Source organism: Thioalkalivibrio sp. ALE11, assembly GCF_000381205.1.
Lineage (GTDB): Bacteria > Pseudomonadota > Gammaproteobacteria > Ectothiorhodospirales > Ectothiorhodospiraceae > Thioalkalivibrio.
In genome coordinates this window covers 22,905-39,487 of record NZ_KB906167.1, presented here as the reverse complement: position 1 = coordinate 39,487, position 16,583 = coordinate 22,905, and the positions used below count along the sequence as shown (strand labels likewise).

The following is a 16,583-nucleotide window of genomic DNA, read 5'->3' as shown; positions in this document are numbered from 1 at the left end:
ATGAGGCCCCGAGGCGTTCGCCTGCCCGTCCTTCGGCTGCTGCCGGCGCTGTGCCTGCTGTTGCTGACGGCCGGCATGACCGGGTCGGGAACGGCCCTTGCCGATTCCCCGGCCGCCACCACCGTCACCGCCGGGGGTGAGCCCGTCCCGGTGCAGCGCTACCCTGCCGAACACGGTCCCGTCCTGCTGTGGTTTCCCTCCGAGCATGGCCTGCAGGACGAGCACCGCCAACAGGCCCTGGCCCTGCAGGCACGCGGCGTCGAAGTCTGGCTGGCGGATCCGTTCACCGGGCATTTCCTGCCGGAGGCCGCCTCGTCGTTCGACGACATGCCGCTGGCCACCGTCCCGGATCTGCTGGACGCCGCACGCGAGGAGACCGAACGCCCGGTGTTCGTCTTCGCCAGCGACCGCGCCTGGCCCTGGCTGCTCACCGGGCTGCACCAGTGGCAGCAGGCCAACCCCGACTCGGAAGATCTCGCCGGCGTGCTGATGCTCAGCCCGTTCCTGCATACCGGGGCGGACGCCGCCGAGCCCGAGCTCCAGCCGATCGTCCACTACAGCAACCTGCCGGTCTTCATCCTGCAGCCCGTACAGTCTCCGCAGTTCCAGCACCTGGGCCGCGTGCGCGCGGCGCTGGCCGATGCCGGCAGTTCGGTGGGCGTGAGGCTGCTCCCCGAGCTGCGCGACCGCTATTTCTTCCGGCCGGACGCCACCGCCGGCGAACGCCTCGCACGCGAGGCACTGCCGGGCGAACTGCTGCGCGGCATGGACCTGCTGGCCCGCACGCCCTCGGCACGCGAGCCGCGCGTGCCCGCGGCGGATGTCGATCTCGCGGTGCGCACCCCGTCGGGCACCGACGCCCGCCTGAATCCGGTGGAAGAGCAACCGGACGCGCCGGAACTGATCCGTCCCGATCTGGCCGGTGAGGAACACGACCTGCGCGACTACCGCGGCGAGGTCATTCTCATCAACTTCTGGGCCAGCTGGTGCCCGCCCTGCGTGCACGAGATGCCATCGATGCAGCGCCTGGAAGACGAACTGCGCGACGAGGGCTTTCGCATCCTCGCGGTGAACCTGGGCGAACCGGAAGACACCATCCGCGCATTCATCGAGGACGAGGTGCAGACCGACTTCACCATCCTGCTCGACCCGCAGCAGGAATCGCTGGAAGACTGGCGCGCCCTGGCCTTCCCCACGAGCTACGTCATCGACCGCGAGGGGCGTGTGCGCTACGCCCTGTACGGGGCCATCGAATGGATGGAGCCCGGAGTCATCGAACAGATCCGCGGCCTGCTGGAGGAGTAGCCGGCAAACGCCGGGCGCGAACGTGCACATTGATCGGCGTTTCCCTAGGATACGGGCACCACAATGGAAGCGAGGACGATCATGACGGAAAACACCGAGGGACGACTCCCCAACCTGCCCGTACCCCTGTTCGCAACCGTGATGGGCATGGCGGGCCTGACCCTGGCCTGGCGCACCGGCGAAATCGTCTGGGACGGCCCGTCCACGATCAGTGCGGCACTGACCGGACTGACCACGGTGCTGTTCATCTTCCTCGCGATCGCCTACCTGTCGAAGCTGCAGGGCTGGCCGCAGAAGGTGAAGGAGGAGTTCAACCATCCGGTGAAGCTCAACTTCTTCGCCGCCACCTCGATCTCGGTAATCCTGCTGTCCATGCTGTGGCTGCCGGTGGCCGAAGGCGCGGCCCTGGCCCTGTGGATCGTCGGCATCATTGGCCATCTGCTGCTGACACTGGTCGCGATGGCGCGCTGGACCGGCGCCCAGCCGATGCCGATCGAGTCGATCAACCCGGCCTGGTTCATTCCGGTGGTGGGGAACATCCTGATCCCGCTGCCCGGCGTGGCCTTCGGCCTGATCGAGCTGTCGTGGTTCTTCTTCAGCATCGGCCTGGTGTTCTGGATCGTGCTGATGACGCTGGTGTTCTATCGCTTCATCTTCCACGATCCGCTGCCCGAGCGCATGATGCCGACCCTGGCCATCCTGCTGGCACCCCCGGCGGTGGGCTTTCTCGCGTGGATCGAACTGACCGGCGAGGTGGACGCCTTCGCGCGCATCCTCTACTACACCGGCGCGTTCCTGTTCCTGCTCCTGCTGGTGCGGCTGCCGGCGTTCTTCCGCCTGCCCTTCTTCCTCTCCTGGTGGGCCTATTCGTTCCCGGTCGCGGCGTTCAGCATTGCCACCATGGAATTCGGCAGGCATGCGGCCCTGCCGCTGATGGAAACCCTGGGCGTGATCCTGCTGGCCCTGACCACCATCCTGATCGTCGGCCTGGCGCTGCGCACCCTGAAGGCGGCCCGCGCCGGAGAGATCTGCCGCCCCGAGTAGGCCGGGACGCGTCAGAGTTCGTCGCGGACCCAGCGGATGATGTCGGGGGCGCGCATCGCCCCCGGCTGCCGGGCCACCTCCCGGCCCTGTTCGAACAGGGCGAGGGTCGGGATACTCCGGATCCCGAACCGTTTGCCGAGGGTTTCCTGGGCGTCCGTGTTGATCCGCACCAGCCGCACCCGCGGCTCCAGCTCGGCGGCCGCGAGCTCGAATTCGGGGCCCATCATCTTGCACGGCCCGCACCACGGCGCCCAGAAATCGATCACTACCGGGATGTCGCTGCGCTCCAGGTGACGGTCGACATTGTGTCCGTTGAGCTCCGCAGGGCGCGCGATGAACAGCGCCCCGTGGCATCGGCCACAGCCCGGCGCCTCGGCAATGCGGCCGGACGGAATCCGGTTCACCGAATCACAATGCGGGCAGACGACATGCAGCAATTCATTCATACTTGCCTCGAGATACCGAGCGTTCTTCTCTGTATAGCAGTCCGGCGCCGAAAAGACCGGGACGGGCACCACAGATCCATGCACTTCCCTGCAAATACGGGGAACACGTTGCAGGAAAGCGACAACTTCTGTATTGGTATATGCGGAACCGCCGGAAGCACCCGGTCCGCGAGCCGCACCACAACGCCCCACCCGAACCCCGAACGGTACGCGCATGAGTGACAAGCTCGTCGTAGAAGATCTCTACAAGATTTTCGGGCCGCGCCCGCACCGCGCCCTGGAACTGATGGAGCAGGGTCTGGACAAGGATGCGATCTTCGCCCGCACCGGCAATACCGTGGGCGTGCGCGAGGCCAGTTTCAGCATCCGCGAGGGCGAGGTCTTCGTAATCATGGGTCTGTCCGGCTCGGGCAAGTCGACCATGGTCCGGATGTTCAACCGCCTGATCGAGCCCACCGCCGGCCACCTGTACGTGAACGGCGAGGACATCACCCGCATGAGCCGCAGGCAGTTGATCGACCTGCGCCGGCGCGACATGTCGATGGTGTTCCAGTCGTTCGCCCTGCTCCCGCACAAGACCGTCATCGAGAACGCCTCGCTGGGCCTGGACGTCTCCGGTTTCGATCGTGTCCGCCAGCACGAACGGGCCCTGCAGGCCCTGGAGGCCGTGGGGCTCGGCGCGCACGCCAACAGCTACCCCGACGAACTCTCCGGCGGCATGCAGCAGCGTGTCGGCCTGGCCCGCGCCCTGGCCACCGACCCCACCATCCTGCTGATGGACGAGGCTTTCTCCGCGCTGGACCCGCTGATCCGCACCGAGATGCAGGACGAGCTCATGCGTCTGCAGGAACAGCGGAGCCGGACGGTGGTATTCATCTCGCACGACCTCGACGAGGCCATGCGCATCGGCGACCGCATCGCGATCATGCAGGGCGGGCAGGTGGTCCAGATCGGCACGCCGCAGGAGATCGTGTCGAACCCGGCCAACGACTACGTCCGCTCGTTCTTCTACGGCGTGGACGTGAGCCAGGTGTACTCCGCCGGCGACATCGCCCGCCACGATGCCATGCCACTGCTGCAGACCGGGCAGGCGGACGCCGCCGGGGCCCGGCAACAGCTGGGTGCCGATGGCTGTGCCGTGCTGCTGGACGAAGGGGCACGCTTCCGCGGCCTGGTCTCCGCACACAGCCTGACGGACGCCGCCGATCTCGACGCCGCACGCATCGACGGCATCGACACGGTGGAGGCCTCTACCGCCATGTCCGATGTCCTCGGCCGCGCCGCCGCCAGTGACTGGCCGCTGGTCGTGGTGGAAGACGGCCGTTTCATCGGGACCCTGTCGCAGCGCGACCTCCTGCAAACCCTCGACCGGACCCATCAGTAGGCCCATCCCCCATGACGCAAGACGAACCGGACATCCAGGACCACGAAACCGTCGGACCGCTCGAATCACTGGCCGAGTGGTTCAGCGAGACCGTACTGGAACCGATCACCATCGGTGACTGGATCGAGGACGGGGTCGACTGGATCAGCGACAACCTCGAGGGGCTGCTGGACGGGATCGAGGCGGTCATCCGCGCCCTGGTGGACGCGACCGAGTTCCTCCTGCTTTACCCGCTGTGGCTGACCGCCTTCCTGATTGCCGGAGGCGTATGGATGCGCTTCGGACACAAGATCGGAGCCATCACCACCGGCGCGCTGCTCGTGGCCTTTGGCCTCGGGGTGTTCTCGGAAACCGTTCAGGCGCTGCTGTGGTTCCCGCCACCCTGGGTACTCGCCGTATTGATTGTTCTTGGCGGGATCTGGCGGGTCGGCTGGCGTTTCGGCCTGTTCGCGGCGGTGGCGCTGCTGCTGATCTTCTCGATGGAGCTGTGGCCGGAGACCATCCGCACCCTGTCGCTGGTGGTCGCCTCGTCCATCGCCGCCCTGATCATCGGCCTGCCGATCGGCATCGCGATGTCGCGCAACGACACCGTGGAGATGCTGGTACGCCCGGTGCTGGATCTGATGCAGACCATGCCACCGTTCGTGTATCTGATCCCGGCGGCGATCTTCTTCGGTCTGGGGACCGTGCCCGGCGCGATCGCCACGCTGATCTTCGCCATGCCGCCGGCGGTGCGTCTGACCAACCTCGGCATCCGCCAGGTCAGCCGCGAGCACGTGGAGGCGGGACAGGCTTTCGGCTGCACCCCGCGTCAGCTATTGTTCAAGATCCAGCTGCCGCTGGCGATGCCGTCGATCATGGCCGGCATCAACCAGACCATCATGCTGGCGCTGTCCATGGTGGTGATCGCGTCGATGATCGGCGCCGGCGGCCTCGGCGGCACCGTGCTCACCGGCATCCAGCGTCTGCAGGTCGGCGTCGGCTTCGAGGGCGGTCTGGCCGTGGTGTTCCTCGCGATCCTGCTCGACCGTATCAGTCAGAGTTTTGGCCAGCGCCGGCGCGAGGGCAATGCCTACGGCAATCTGCTGCGCTGGTTCTTCAGCGGCCGGCAGAAGGCCGATGCCTGATCATCCGTTCATCCACGCGGCCGCCCCGAATCCCGGCGGCCGGATGCTCAAGAAGCAACAAGGAGAACCGTAACCATGATGAAGAAGAAACTGCTGACGACCGCCACGGCCGCCGCCCTGTCCCTGGGCATGGCGACCTCCGCCGCACAGGCGGACGACGTGCGCATCGGCTGGACCGCCTGGGCCGATGCCGAGTTCATCACCCAGGTCGCCGACCGCGTGATCCAGGAACGCCTGGACACCGGCGTGGAGCTGGTGCAGACCGACATCGCCCCGCAGTACGCCGGTCTGGCCGGGGGCGACCTCGACCTGATGCTGATGTCCTGGCAGCCGATAACCCACGAGGACTACATCGACCAGTTCGGCGATGACATCGTTGACCTGGGCGTGCTGTACGACAATGCCAAGCTGGGCTGGCTGGTGCCCGCCTCGCTGCACGCCGAAGGCCTGACCTCCATCGAAGACCTGCGCGATGACGAATGGCGCGATCGCCTGAACGGCGAGATCCAGGGCATCGACCCGGGCGCCGGTCTGACCCGTCTGTCGCACGACACCATCGAGGAATACGAGCTGGATTACACCCTGATCGAGGCCTCCGACGCCGCCATGACCGCCGCGCTCGACCGCGCCATCCGTCGTGACGACGCCATCGTGGTCACCGGCTGGAGCCCGCACTGGAAGCTGGGTGCCTACGAGCTTGAATACCTCGAGGATCCGAAGGGTGCCCTGGGCGGTGCCGAATCCATCCACGCCATGTCGCGCACCGGCTTTGCCGACGACCATCCCGAGGTCGCCGCCTTTGCCGGCTGCATGAACATCGACATCGACCTGCTCAACGAGTACATGTACCTGGCCGACGAGGAGTCCACCGGCCACGCGGTGGACAAGTTCTTCAATGACGAGGCCGGGCTGGTCGACGAATGGGTGGCCTGCGCCCGTAACTGATCCCGTCCAGGGAACGCACCGGCAGCCTCGCGCTGCCCCCGGGCCCGGCCTTCTGGTCGGGCCTTTTTTGTATCCGGCGCCCTCCCCGATCGGGCCTTGAATCGGCCAGGGGGCTGGTCTCCTACGGTTGCACCCGGCCACGTAGGAGGCCGGCCCTCCGGCCGATTTCACGTCCGGGCAACCCCCTGCGCCGAATCGGCCAGAGGCTGGCCTCCTACGGTCAAACCCTGCCCCGGCAGGAGGCCGGCCCTCCGGCCGATTTCACGTCCGGGGGTAACCCCCTGCGCCGAATCGGCCAGAGGCTGGCCTCCTACGGTTGGACCCGGCCGCGTAGGAGGCCGGCCCTCCGGCCGATCCTACGTCCGGGTAACCCCTTGCGCCGAATCGGCCAGGGGGCTGGCCTCCTGCCTTTTCAGGCGGTTCAGCCCGCCGCGGAAGGCCCGCGCGCGGAACCCGGCCCGCTGCATGCGCTCGGCGATCACCGCCGAATTGCTGCCGCGCTGGCAGTAGAGCACGTATTCGCGGTCGGCGGGCCAGTCGGCGAACGTGTGCAGCAGGGTGTCGGCCGGGTGGTTTTCCGCCCCCGGCCAGTGCCATTGCCGGTAGGCCTCCGGTGGCTGGCAGTCGATCACCGTGGCCCCCTCGGGGATGCGGTCCACGAAGATCCCTTCGCCCTCGCCCGCGACCCCGTCCGGTCCGTCATCCGCCGCCAGCGGATCGCGCTCGCACACCGAGTCGATCGCCTGCTGCAGAATGGCCGGATCCAGCGCTTCTTCCGCCCGTTCGATGCGCGAGGTCCGGCTCTCGACCAGCGGCGGCTGCTCCGTCAGCGCGCAGAACTCCGGCACCCGCTCGCTCAGCTCGAAGGTGCCGATCGCCCGCGCACGGTCGGTGATCTCCTGCTTGTCGAAACCGATCAACGGCCGCAGCACCGGCAGCGTGGCCACCGCGTCGATGGTCTGCAGATTGGACAGGGTCTGCGAGGACACCTGACTCAGCGCCTCGCCGGTGACCAGGGCCTCGGCCCCGCTGCGCGCCGCCACCGCCTCAGCCGCACGGTACATCAGCCGTTTGAGCACGATCTGCCACATGTCGCCCGGAAGGCTGGCGCGCAGGTCCTCCACTACCGCCTCGAAATCGACCACGTACAGCCGCGGACGGGTGCCATGCGCCCAGTCGCCCGCCAGACGCCGCGCGATCGCCGCCACCATCGCCTCGTGCGTGGCCCCGCCGAGGTTGCAGAACACGAAATCCGCCGTGGTGCCACGACGCATCATGTACCAGGCGGCCACCGCCGAATCGAAGCCCCCGGACAGCAGCACCAGGGTGCGCCCCTGCACTCCCAGCGGCAGCCCGCCGGCCCCGCGCCGCCGCTCACTGAACAGCCAGGCCCGGTCCTCCTGCAGATCGATGCGCACGGTGACGTCGGGCGCATCCAGGTTCACCTGCCCGGGACCGTTGAGCACCGCACCGGCCTCGCGCTCGATGCGGGTGGCCGACACGCGCTTGGTGCCCTGGCGCTTGCAGCGCACCGCATAGGTCCGGCCGCGCACCACCTCGGTGAAATGCCGCCGCACGCCGTCGACAATGGCCTCCAGCTCCGGCTCGACCTCGGCCACCACCGGCGAAAAGGTGCTCAGGCCGAACACCCGCGGCAGGATCTCCAGCGCCCGCTCGCGCTCCGCCGTGCGCAGCAGCAGGCGCCCCTGTGCGGTGGCCAGACGGTGCGGCACGTCCTCCAGTGCCCGGCGCAGGTTGCGCTGCAGGATGCGGGTGAAATGGCGCCGCGTGCCGGGCGCCTTCAGGTGAATCTCCGGCGCCTGGCGGAGAATGATCAGATCGGATTCGGCAGTCATTCGTTCGCGGGGTCTTCACCCGTCAGCAGTTCATCCGGCGCCGGCCGCAGATAGCTCTGCCGGCGCACCCAGTCCAGTTGCAGCGCATCCGCGTGCTCCCGCAGCCGGCGTACCACCGACATGCGGTCCCGGCGGCCCGCACCGAAGTCCTCGATGGCGGCCTGCAGGTCCGCGCGTTCGTCCGCGGGCAGATATTCGCGGAAATGCCCCAGCAGATGCTGCAGCACGTTCACGTGCGCGCCGCGCGTGGTCCCGCGCGCCAGCGCCCGGGCAAACACCTCTGCATATTCGGCCGCCAGCTCCGCGCGCGGACGCGTCCCGGCGGCCGCCGCCAGGCGACCCAGGCGATCGTAGTCCGGCCGGCCATGGGCCAGCAGCAGCATCTTCTCGCGCGCATGGAAGGCCGACAGGTCACCGGCGCTCCACTCGCCAGCCAGGCGCTCGCGCAGCCGCGACAGCGCGAACAGCCGGATCACGAACGCCTCGCGCGCCGGCGCATCGTGCAGCACGCTCTCGTCCACCAGCAGCCGTGACGGGTCGGCCGTGTCCAGCGCCGCGGCGAACAGTCCCGGACGCGGCTCGCGCTGACCGTTGACCGGCACGGCGCGCCCGCAACTGGGCGAACGTGCCTTCAGCAGATACCCGTCGGGCCCGTCCGCGCCCTCCAACTCCGACAGCCGCCGGTCGATCCAGGCCTTCAGGGCCGGCGCATGGTCCTGCCCGCTCTCGCGTCCGCGCAGACGCAGCCGTTCGCCGGGGCCGCGCTCCAGCTGCATCGGCTCGCGCGGCGTTCCCAGACCGGCCTCGGCCTCCGGACACAGCGCCACGGGCTCCACATGCGGGAGCAGCACCTGCGTCAGCCAGTCGTCGCGGCGGTGGCCGCCATCGTAGCGCACCCGCTCGCCCAGCAGGCAGCGCGAGACCCCCAGACGGGGTCGTGGCGGGACAGTATAGGGATCGTTCATCGTTGCGCGCCGTGGCCTTCCACCGGCCCCGGTTCTCGGTACTTCGGAGCGCATATGGTAGGCGCCCCCGAAGGTCAAAGGAAATGGAAACCTCCGGGAAAGTGCGTCCGCAAGGTCCGGCCGGGCTCTGGTGGACCTCTTCGCACGGTGACCCGTCGCTACAAGGACGGCGCCGGGGTACGCCCCGCCTTGCGGGCGTACATCTCGCGATCGGCGCGCCCCAGCAGCGTATCCGGATCACCGTCTCCCGGGCCGCAGGCCCAGCCCAGGGTCATCGCGGGCGTCACCTCGCCTGCGGCCAGCTGCGCCGGCCGGCTCACCGCGGCCTTCAGCCGCTCGCCGGCCGTCTCCGACGCCCCCTCGCCCGCCAGCAGCACGGCGAATTCGTCGCCGCCCACCCGCGCCACATACGCGGCCTCCGGAACCGCCTCCTGCAGCCGCCGGGCCACAACGCCCAGCAGCTCGTCCCCCGCGGCATGCCCCAGGCGGTCATTCACCGGCTTGAACTGGTCCAGATCGATGAAGGCCACCGAGAACGTTTCGCCGGTCTCGCGGCCGCGCTCGATCGCGTCCTCCAGCTGTCGATAGAAGGCACGCCGGTTGGGCAGGCCGGTCAGGGCGTCGTGCGTGGCCTCGTGCTCCAGCCGACGGCCGGCCTCCTCCAGCCGGGAGGCCTGTTCCCGCAGGTCATGATGCATCGCCACCAGCGTCCGGCGGGTCACCAGCGTCAGGGCCAGGGCAAACAGCACGGCGCCTCCCCCGAACACCAGCATGAACCGCTGCGTATTGGCCCCGACCTCGCGCGCACGTTCGGCCGCGGCCTCCATCTGCGCCCGCTCGTGGGCCCGCAGCTCCTCGATCGAGATGTCGAACTCCCGGTCCAGATCGAACAGACGGTCGCTCAGGATCGCCATCGCCGGCTCGATCTCGTCGCGCGCTGCGAGATCCACCACCTCGTCCTGCAGCTCCACGATCTCCGGGATCAGGGCATCCTGCTCCTCCAGCCGCTCGCGGGCCACCGCCTCGGTCACGCGCTCGTCCAGGGCCTCGCGGACCTCGCCGACGTGGTGACCCCAGCGGTGATACTCCATCAACAGATCGTCGCGCTCGAACGGATCATCCGTCAGCACCTGATTCACCATCGTCTGGTGCCGGTTGTAGGCCGCCTCGAGCAGATCGGACGCCAGCTGGATCCGCTGGGCCCGTTCCTCGGTCATGTGGTGGAGCTCGTCCAGCAGCCGCTGGTTCTGCCAGACGCTGTTGGCCACCACCACCAGCATCCCCGCCAGCAGGATCACGAACGCCAGGGTGATCGCATTCACCAGGCGCCCGCTGATCCGCTGCACCCGTTGCGAAAACTGCATGCATCCCCCACGAACGACGCGCGAAATGCACTATGCGAACGCCATCACACCCCCGGCAACACAACCGCGCAAACCGGGTGGTCTTGCGGGCCCCGGCCTTGCCACCACGACATTGCCCCGGTGTCGCCACCCGGGCGGGCGGCCACTACACTGCAGACAGACGAGCACGGAGACAGCCATGAGCGGGGAGCCGGACGAGACGCCGGAACGGGACAGCGAGGGCTACGAGCTGTGGTACACCCGGCGCGACGGCGAGGTGCACGGGCCGTTTCCTGCCCACCTGATCCGGCGCTACCTGATCCTCGGTCGGCTCACTCCGGACGACGAAGTCGGGCCGACGCCGCACCTGTGGTACCCGCTGCGCGAGGTGCCCGGGCTGATCCCGGAGGAACTGCTGCATGCCGACACCCCGGAGGGGCTGGAACGGCTGCAGCAGGCCCGACTGCGCGAGGACGAGCGCCTGCGCGAACGCCGGGCCCCGGACGAAGACACCCCGCCGGAACTCCTTGAACGTCGTGAGGGCGAGCGGCGCCGGCCCGAATCGCCCGAGACCGTGACCCATCGTCAGCAGTGGGCGGAACTGCTGACCCTCCCGGCACGGCACGTGCCCGCGATCCTCCGCGGGCCTCGCCGCTGGGCCACGCTGGGGGCGACGCTGGCGGTGGCGATCCTCCTGCTGTGGCTGCTGCGCGAACCGCCGCCGGAGACCACCGGCCGCGACTGCTCGGCCGCGCCCGCTCCGGAGGTCAACTGGAATCGCTGCGAGATACCGGTGGCCGACCTGCGCGAGGCGGATCTGACGCGGGCCAGCCTGCGCGAGGCCCGACTGCCCGGCGCCCGCCTGCAGGGGGCCCGACTGGACGGGGCCCTGCTGGAATTCGCCGACCTGACCCACGCAAGCCTGGCCGACGCACGCCTGACGGACGCCCGGCTGCGGGGCGCCACCCTGCGTGGCGCGGAGCTGGCCGGTGCGGACTTCTCGGGCGCCGACCTGCGCCACGTGGACTTTCGCGAAGCCAACCCGCAGGACGCCGAACTGAGCGGGGCCCGCCTGGGCCGTGCGCTGTGGCCGGACGGCTCGCGCTGTCCGCCCGAAGCCGTCGGCACCTGCGAGTGATGCGCGCCGGGCAGCCCCGCGTCAGGCAGCCCGATCGAGGGCGTTGCGGATGTCTGGGTGCCCTTGATCCAGTAGAGCAGCGCCACGCAGCCGGCGAAGATCGATGTCCCCTGCGTTTGAGGGGCGACGGCGGGAGGGGCGCAGTTTAGGCTGTTCGCAATATCCCTTCCACTGGAGGCAGCATGCAGCCGACGAAACCGAATACCCGCACCCGAGCGACCCTTCTGACGGGTCTGGCGGCCGGTGCCGCCCTCGCGCTGGCCGGCGGACAGGCCCTCGCCGGCGAGGTGGTGATGAGCGGCACGATCGATGGCGACGAACGGACCTGGGAGCGTTTCGACACGGATGACGGAGGACCGGCCTTCTTCACCGACCTGCCGGCGGGGGCCCGCCTGTTCAACCTGCACGGGCTGCGCGACGGCAGCACGCCCAACCCCCTGGGTTCACTGATCGTCAGCGTAACGACCTTCAACGACAACGTGGGCAGGGTGGAGATCAGCTACTACCACGAACAGGCCGGCGGCCCCGATTTCGTGGGCAACGACCAGCTCGAGAATGTGGAGTACGAATTCGACCGCCTGGAGGTCGACGGGGACACCGCCCGCATCAGCGGCCGGGTTTCGGGCGAGTTGCACCACCGGGAGAATCCGCTGAGCGAGGAGACGGATCCGTCGCGCACGCGCTCGGTGGAGGTGGAGTTCGACACCACCCTGCCCGAACAGGAGTAGGGCCGGGAAAAAGGAACCGGGGCCCGCCCCCTGTTCGCCTGCAAGCAGGTTCCCACAGGCGAACAAAGCGGGGCGGGCTCCGGTTTTACGGCACTCGTCTTACATCAGATCGAAGCGATCCGCGTTCATCACCTTGTTCCAGGCATCGACGAAGTCCCAGACGAATTTCTCCGCCGCGTCGTCCTGGGCATAGGCCTCGGCCAGGGCCCGCAGCTGCGAGTTGGAGCCGAACACCAGGTCCACGCGGGTCCCGGTCCACTTCACCTCGCCGGTGGCGCGGTCACGCCCCTCGAAGCGATCGGCCTCCTCGCCCACGGGCTGCCATTCGATGCCCATGTCGACCAGGTTCACGAAGAAGTCGTTGGTCAGCTGCCCGGGACGCTCGGTCAGCACGCCGTCCTTCGAGCCGCCGTGGTTGGCATCCAGTGCCCGCATGCCGCCCACCAGCACCGTCATCTCGGGGGCCGTCAGGCCCAGCAGCTGGGCACGGTCCAGCAACATCTCCTCTTCGGCCACGGTGAAGCGCGCCCGGCGGTAGTTGCGGAAACCGTCGGCTTCGGGCTTCATCGGCTCGAAGGACTCGGCGTCGGTTTGCTCCTCGGTCGCATCCGTGCGTCCGGGGACGAACGGTACGTACACCGTATGCCCGGCATCCGCCGCGGCCTTCTCGATGGCGGCCGCCCCGCCCAGCACGATCATGTCGGCCAGGGAGATGCGCTTGTCGCCATACTGCTCGTCGTTGAAGGCCTTGCGCACGCCCTCCAGCCGGTCCAGCACCTTCGCCAGCTGCTGCGGCTCGAACGCCTCCCAGTCCTTCTGCGGCGCCAGGCGGATGCGGGCCCCGTTGGCCCCGCCACGCTTGTCCGACTGACGGAAGGTGCAGGCCGAGTTCCACGCCGTGGCCACCAGCTCCTGCACCGTCAGCCCGGTCGCGAGGATCCCGGCCTTCAGCCGTTCGGCGTCCTGCTCGTCGATCAGCACGTGATCCACCGGCGGCACCGGGTCCTGCCAGATCAGGTCCTCGGCGGGGACTTCCGGTCCGAGATAGCGATCCTTCGGCCCCATGTCACGGTGCGTCAGCTTGAACCAGGCGCGCGCGAAGGCGTCGGCGAACTCCTCCGGGTTCTCCTTGAAGTGCAGGGCGATCTTGCGGTACTCGGGATCCTCGCGCATCGCCATGTCGGCGGTGGTCATCATGATGCCCACCTTCTGCGACGGGTCCTCAGCGTCCGGGGCGTGGTCCTCGTCGGCGAGGTTCTTCGGCACCCACTGCGAGGCCCCGGCCGGGCTCTTCGACAGCTCCCAGTCGTACTTGAACAGCACCTCCAGGTAGCTCATGTCCCACTGGCGCGGGGTCGGGGTCCAGGATCCCTCCAGCCCGCTGGTGATGGTGTCGCGGCCCTTGCCGGAACCATAGCTGCTCTTCCAGCCCAGACCCATCTCCTCCAGCGGCGCGGCCTCCGGCTCCGGTCCCACGTGGGCGGCATCCCCCGCGCCATGCACCTTGCCAAAGGTGTGCCCGCCGGCGGTCAGCGCCACCGTCTCGTAGTCGTTCATCGCCATGCGCTCGAAGGTCTCGCGGATGTCGTGCGCCGACTTGAGCGGATCGGGGTTGCCGTCCGGACCCTCGGGGTTCACGTAGATCAGGCCCATCTGTACCGCGGCCAGCGGATTCTCGAGTTCACGCTCGCCGGAGTAGCGGCTCTTCGCGTGATCGCTGGTCGCCAGCCACTCGTCCTCGGCACCCCAGTAGATGTCCTCTTCCGGCGCCCAGATGTCCTCGCGACCGCCACCGAAGCCGAAGGTCTCGAAGCCCATGGACTCCAGCGCCACGTTGCCGGCCAGGATGTACAGGTCGGCCCAGGAGATCTTGTTGCCGTATTTCTGCTTGATCGGCCACAGCAGACGCCGCGCCTTGTCGAGGTTGGCGTTGTCCGGCCAGCTGTTGATGGGGGCGAACCGCTGGTTGCCCGTGGACGCCCCGCCCCGGCCGTCGGCGGTGCGATAGGTCCCGGCGGCGTGCCAGGCCATGCGGATCAGCAACGGGCCGTAATGGCCGTAGTCGGCCGGCCACCAGTCCTGCGAGTCGGTCATCAGATCGGCCAGATCCTGTTTGACCGCCTTCAGGTCCAGCTGGCTGAACGCCTCGGCGTAGTCAAACTCCGGCCCCAGCGGGTCGGACTCGATCCCGTGCTGGTGCAGGATGCCCAGATTCAGCTGGTGGGGCCACCAGTCACGCGGGCCACCGCCGCCGGCATCGTTGCGGGTACGGCTTCCGTGCATCACCGGGCACTTGCCTTCGGCGTTCGCTTTGTCTCCTGCCATCTCTCTCTCCTTCTTGCGTTGTATTCGTGGACACGCACGCAAGCGATCTCGTTCGATCCATGCGTATCCCTGTCCTGAGGTATAGCAGGAGCAGCCATAAAAGCCATTATCGAGTTCACATGACTTTGATAGATCTCACCTATTGGGCAATCGAAAAGTTAGAGCCGGGCCCGGGCCCGCTGCACCAGACCGGCCGGGTCGCGCAGGCCGGGCACCACCTTCGCGTGCCCGTCGGCATCCACCACCGTGACCTTGCCGAAGCCCAGGCGCCGACCCAGCCAGTGCTGCTTCACGCCGATGTCGCCGACTCTCTTGAGATCGAAGCGCACCGCGCGCTGCCACAGGAGCCCGCTCGCAACGTGGAGGTAACGATCGGTCAGCACCGCCTCGGAGTTGACGAAACTGGCCAGCCCCCGAATCGCCAGCCCCGGCAGGACCACCAGGTAGAGCACCGCGGCCGCGCCCAGCCCCCACACCCCGAGCGGGCCGATGGCCAGCAGCGCCGTGAGCCCCAGCACCCCCAACGCCGGCAGAAACACCGCCCAGTGGGCATTGGTCTCCAGCTCCACATGCGCCCCGGGCTCCAGCTCTTCGCGCAGTTCGATGGAACGCCGCCCCAGGATCACCAGCAGGCTGATCAGCACCGCCGGCGGCAACAGCAGGATGCCCGCCACCAGCAGCATGTTGCCGACGCGCGCCCCGGACCAGGCCACACCCGCCACCAGGGTGATGACCGCGGAGAGCATCAGCGCCACCGCCAGCATCCACAGGGCGCGGCGCACGCGCTCGCCACGACAGACCTCGCGGGCCGAACGCCCGCCCGGCCACCAGCGGATCAGCGCCGCCGCCAGTGTCAGCGGCAGCAGCACCACGAACGCCGCCACGAACCCGAGTGAACTCCCGCCACGCACCAGCATGGCCCCCAGCAGCGAGATCACCGTTGCCACCGCCAGGATCAGCGGCATCTGCCGCCCCAGTCGTGCCCAGAAACCCTGCGCCATCACGCCCTCTTGCGGTTATCCGTATCCGGAAAAGGCGCCAGTCTATCAGCGAACGGCTTATTCCTCGGCGGCCGGCGGCTCGGCCGCGCCCGAGAACCCCGGTCCGCGCACGTCCTCGATGTCCCAGCCACGGTCCATGTCGCGTCCGGTCACCCACCAGTCGTGGACGTGCAGGCGCAGCGGGCCACGCACCCGTTCCTCGAAGCGCGACGGCAGGACATACGGTCCGACTTCCTCGTACTCCAGGAACGTGGTGTCCACGTGCGCCCCCTGCGTGCGTTCGAAGCCCTCCAGCGTGATGTGCACGCGGTACAGCCGGTCGGTCTCCGGATGGATCCACATCACCACTTCGTCGCGTTCGGCAAAGCCGAAGCCCGGTTCGATGGTCGCCAGCACGCGGTGATAATCCACCCCGTCCTCGCGACGGTCCGGCAGGCGCTGCAGATCGGTGGCGCGGTGCTTCACGAAACTGGGGCCGAAATGGAACAGCTCGCCGGCGTCGATGGTCATTGCGGTGGCGGCGACCCGGTCCGGATCGGTCTCGAACTCCCCGTTGTAGTACACGCTGATCGTGCCCTCGTGGCGGAACACGTGCTTTACGCCCTCGGGCCCGGTGTACTCGCGCACATACAGCGAATCCGCCGGGCGATAGCGTTCTTCCGAGCGTCCGCGGAAACCGGTATCCGCCACCAGCGGCTGCACGCGCTGGATCATGCGTCCCCACTCGCCGTCGGTGGCCATGTTGAAATCGCGCGGATCCTCGCGTAGATCGCCCCCGTGCGCCTCCAGCGTGCGGTCGAACAGGGTCTGCGCCGACAGCCCGTCGGCAAACTCGCGCTCGGGAGCGGGCTCGGGAAAGGCCCGTCCGCAGCCCGCCAGCAACAGGATCAGTCCCGCCACACCCGCAAGCCGCCAGCCCGCGGCCACTGTCCGTCCCGTCCGTACCATGGCCATCCTCCCCTGCGTGCGACCCGGG

At 68.5% G+C, this 16,583-nt stretch carries 14 protein-coding genes; 7 read left to right on the top strand and 7 right to left on the bottom strand.

The genetic code is table 11. From position 1 onward, the window contains the following. Both F620_RS0105820 and F620_RS0105815 read left to right on the top strand, forming a co-directional pair. Positions 1 to 1,305, top strand: coding sequence for a peroxiredoxin (locus F620_RS0105820; protein WP_019569812.1), 1,305 nt, complete (start codon positions 1 to 3; stop codon positions 1,303 to 1,305). Positions 1,306 to 1,386: 81 nt separating this feature from the next. Then, positions 1,387 to 2,349, top strand: coding sequence for an SLAC1 anion channel family protein (locus F620_RS0105815; RefSeq protein ID WP_019569811.1), 963 nt, complete (start codon positions 1,387 to 1,389; stop codon positions 2,347 to 2,349). A gap of 11 nt (positions 2,350 to 2,360) precedes the next feature. On the opposite strand, the gene trxC is transcribed toward F620_RS0105815, so the two are convergent. After that, positions 2,361 to 2,795, bottom strand: a complete 435-nt coding sequence (gene trxC / locus F620_RS0105810) for a thioredoxin TrxC (RefSeq protein ID WP_019022305.1) — start codon at positions 2,793 to 2,795, stop codon at positions 2,361 to 2,363. Positions 2,796 to 3,009: 214 nt separating this feature from the next. Between trxC and proV the strand changes: the two genes are divergently transcribed. The 3 genes from proV to F620_RS0105795 all read left to right on the top strand — a co-directional run bounded on the left by proV (position 3,010) and on the right by F620_RS0105795 (position 6,251). After that, a complete protein-coding gene (gene proV / locus F620_RS0105805; protein WP_019569810.1) occupies positions 3,010 to 4,179 on the top strand; it encodes a glycine betaine/L-proline ABC transporter ATP-binding protein ProV in 1,170 nt (389 codons plus the stop codon). Between the two features lie 11 nt (positions 4,180 to 4,190). Next, positions 4,191 to 5,306: a proline/glycine betaine ABC transporter permease gene (locus tag F620_RS0105800; RefSeq protein WP_019569809.1), complete on the top strand. Its 1,116-nt coding sequence runs from the start codon at positions 4,191 to 4,193 to the stop codon at positions 5,304 to 5,306. Positions 5,307 to 5,381: 75 nt separating this feature from the next. After that, positions 5,382 to 6,251 (top strand): glycine betaine ABC transporter substrate-binding protein, encoded by an 870-nt coding sequence (locus F620_RS0105795; protein WP_018870509.1) that lies wholly within the window; start codon positions 5,382 to 5,384, stop codon positions 6,249 to 6,251. Between the two features lie 356 nt (positions 6,252 to 6,607). Here the strand turns inward: F620_RS0105795 and thiI are convergent, their stop codons facing one another. The 3 genes from thiI to F620_RS0105780 form a co-directional block, all read right to left on the bottom strand. Next, a complete protein-coding gene (gene thiI / locus F620_RS0105790; protein ID WP_019569808.1) occupies positions 6,608 to 8,107 on the bottom strand; it encodes a tRNA uracil 4-sulfurtransferase ThiI in 1,500 nt (499 codons plus the stop codon). Beyond that, positions 8,104 to 9,072: a DUF523 and DUF1722 domain-containing protein gene (locus F620_RS0105785; RefSeq protein ID WP_019569807.1), complete on the bottom strand. Its 969-nt coding sequence runs from the start codon at positions 9,070 to 9,072 to the stop codon at positions 8,104 to 8,106. The genes thiI and F620_RS0105785 overlap by 4 nt, the downstream gene beginning before the upstream one ends. Positions 9,073 to 9,230: 158 nt before the next feature. Beyond that, entirely contained in the window at positions 9,231 to 10,436 is a 1,206-nt protein-coding gene (locus F620_RS0105780; protein WP_019569806.1) for a diguanylate cyclase domain-containing protein, read from the bottom strand. A 178-nt stretch (positions 10,437 to 10,614) separates the two neighbouring features. Here F620_RS0105780 and F620_RS0105775 point away from each other — a divergent pair, with 178 nt between their 5' ends. Continuing rightward, positions 10,615 to 11,553 carry a pentapeptide repeat-containing protein gene (locus F620_RS0105775; RefSeq protein ID WP_019569805.1) on the top strand — a complete coding sequence of 313 codons (939 nt, stop codon included), beginning with the start codon at positions 10,615 to 10,617 and terminating at the stop codon, positions 11,551 to 11,553. Positions 11,554 to 11,735: 182 nt separating this feature from the next. Then, a complete protein-coding gene (locus F620_RS0105770; protein WP_019569804.1) occupies positions 11,736 to 12,281 on the top strand; it encodes a hypothetical protein in 546 nt (181 codons plus the stop codon). Positions 12,282 to 12,380: 99 nt separating this feature from the next. Here F620_RS0105770 and katG read toward each other — a convergent pair whose 3' ends face one another. The 3 genes from katG to F620_RS0105755 form a co-directional block, all read right to left on the bottom strand. Then, positions 12,381 to 14,606, bottom strand: coding sequence for a catalase/peroxidase HPI (gene katG, locus F620_RS0105765; protein ID WP_019569803.1), 2,226 nt, complete (start codon positions 14,604 to 14,606; stop codon positions 12,381 to 12,383). A 158-nt stretch (positions 14,607 to 14,764) separates the two neighbouring features. After that, the gene (locus tag F620_RS0105760; RefSeq protein WP_018871083.1) at positions 14,765 to 15,607 is read right to left on the bottom strand and encodes a PH domain-containing protein; all 843 of its coding nucleotides are present in this window, start codon (positions 15,605 to 15,607) and stop codon (positions 14,765 to 14,767) included. Positions 15,608 to 15,664: 57 nt separating this feature from the next. Beyond that, on the bottom strand, positions 15,665 to 16,555 hold the full coding sequence (locus tag F620_RS0105755) for a hypothetical protein (RefSeq protein ID WP_231373876.1): 891 nt from the start codon (positions 16,553 to 16,555) through the stop codon (positions 15,665 to 15,667). Positions 16,556 to 16,583: the final 28 nt, after the last annotated feature.

What these genes read in the sequence shown, in the direction of transcription:
- katG (WP_019569803.1), bottom strand. Translation starts at nt 14,606, where the DNA reads ATGGCAGGAGACAAAGCGAACGCCGAAGGCAAGTGCCCGGTGATGCAC.
- proV (WP_019569810.1), top strand. Translation starts at nt 3,010, where the DNA reads ATGAGTGACAAGCTCGTCGTAGAAGATCTCTACAAGATTTTCGGGCCG.
- trxC (WP_019022305.1), bottom strand. Translation starts at nt 2,795, where the DNA reads ATGAATGAATTGCTGCATGTCGTCTGCCCGCATTGTGATTCGGTGAAC.
- F620_RS0105755 (WP_231373876.1), bottom strand. Translation starts at nt 16,555, where the DNA reads ATGGTACGGACGGGACGGACAGTGGCCGCGGGCTGGCGGCTTGCGGGT.
- F620_RS0105775 (WP_019569805.1), top strand. Translation starts at nt 10,615, where the DNA reads ATGAGCGGGGAGCCGGACGAGACGCCGGAACGGGACAGCGAGGGCTAC.
- F620_RS0105795 (WP_018870509.1), top strand. Translation starts at nt 5,382, where the DNA reads ATGATGAAGAAGAAACTGCTGACGACCGCCACGGCCGCCGCCCTGTCC.
- F620_RS0105820 (WP_019569812.1), top strand. Translation starts at nt 1, where the DNA reads ATGAGGCCCCGAGGCGTTCGCCTGCCCGTCCTTCGGCTGCTGCCGGCG.
- thiI (WP_019569808.1), bottom strand. Translation starts at nt 8,107, where the DNA reads ATGACTGCCGAATCCGATCTGATCATTCTCCGCCAGGCGCCGGAGATT.
- F620_RS0105815 (WP_019569811.1), top strand. Translation starts at nt 1,387, where the DNA reads ATGACGGAAAACACCGAGGGACGACTCCCCAACCTGCCCGTACCCCTG.
- F620_RS0105760 (WP_018871083.1), bottom strand. Translation starts at nt 15,607, where the DNA reads ATGGCGCAGGGTTTCTGGGCACGACTGGGGCGGCAGATGCCGCTGATC.
- F620_RS0105785 (WP_019569807.1), bottom strand. Translation starts at nt 9,072, where the DNA reads ATGAACGATCCCTATACTGTCCCGCCACGACCCCGTCTGGGGGTCTCG.
- F620_RS0105780 (WP_019569806.1), bottom strand. Translation starts at nt 10,436, where the DNA reads ATGCAGTTTTCGCAACGGGTGCAGCGGATCAGCGGGCGCCTGGTGAAT.
- F620_RS0105800 (WP_019569809.1), top strand. Translation starts at nt 4,191, where the DNA reads ATGACGCAAGACGAACCGGACATCCAGGACCACGAAACCGTCGGACCG.
- F620_RS0105770 (WP_019569804.1), top strand. Translation starts at nt 11,736, where the DNA reads ATGCAGCCGACGAAACCGAATACCCGCACCCGAGCGACCCTTCTGACG.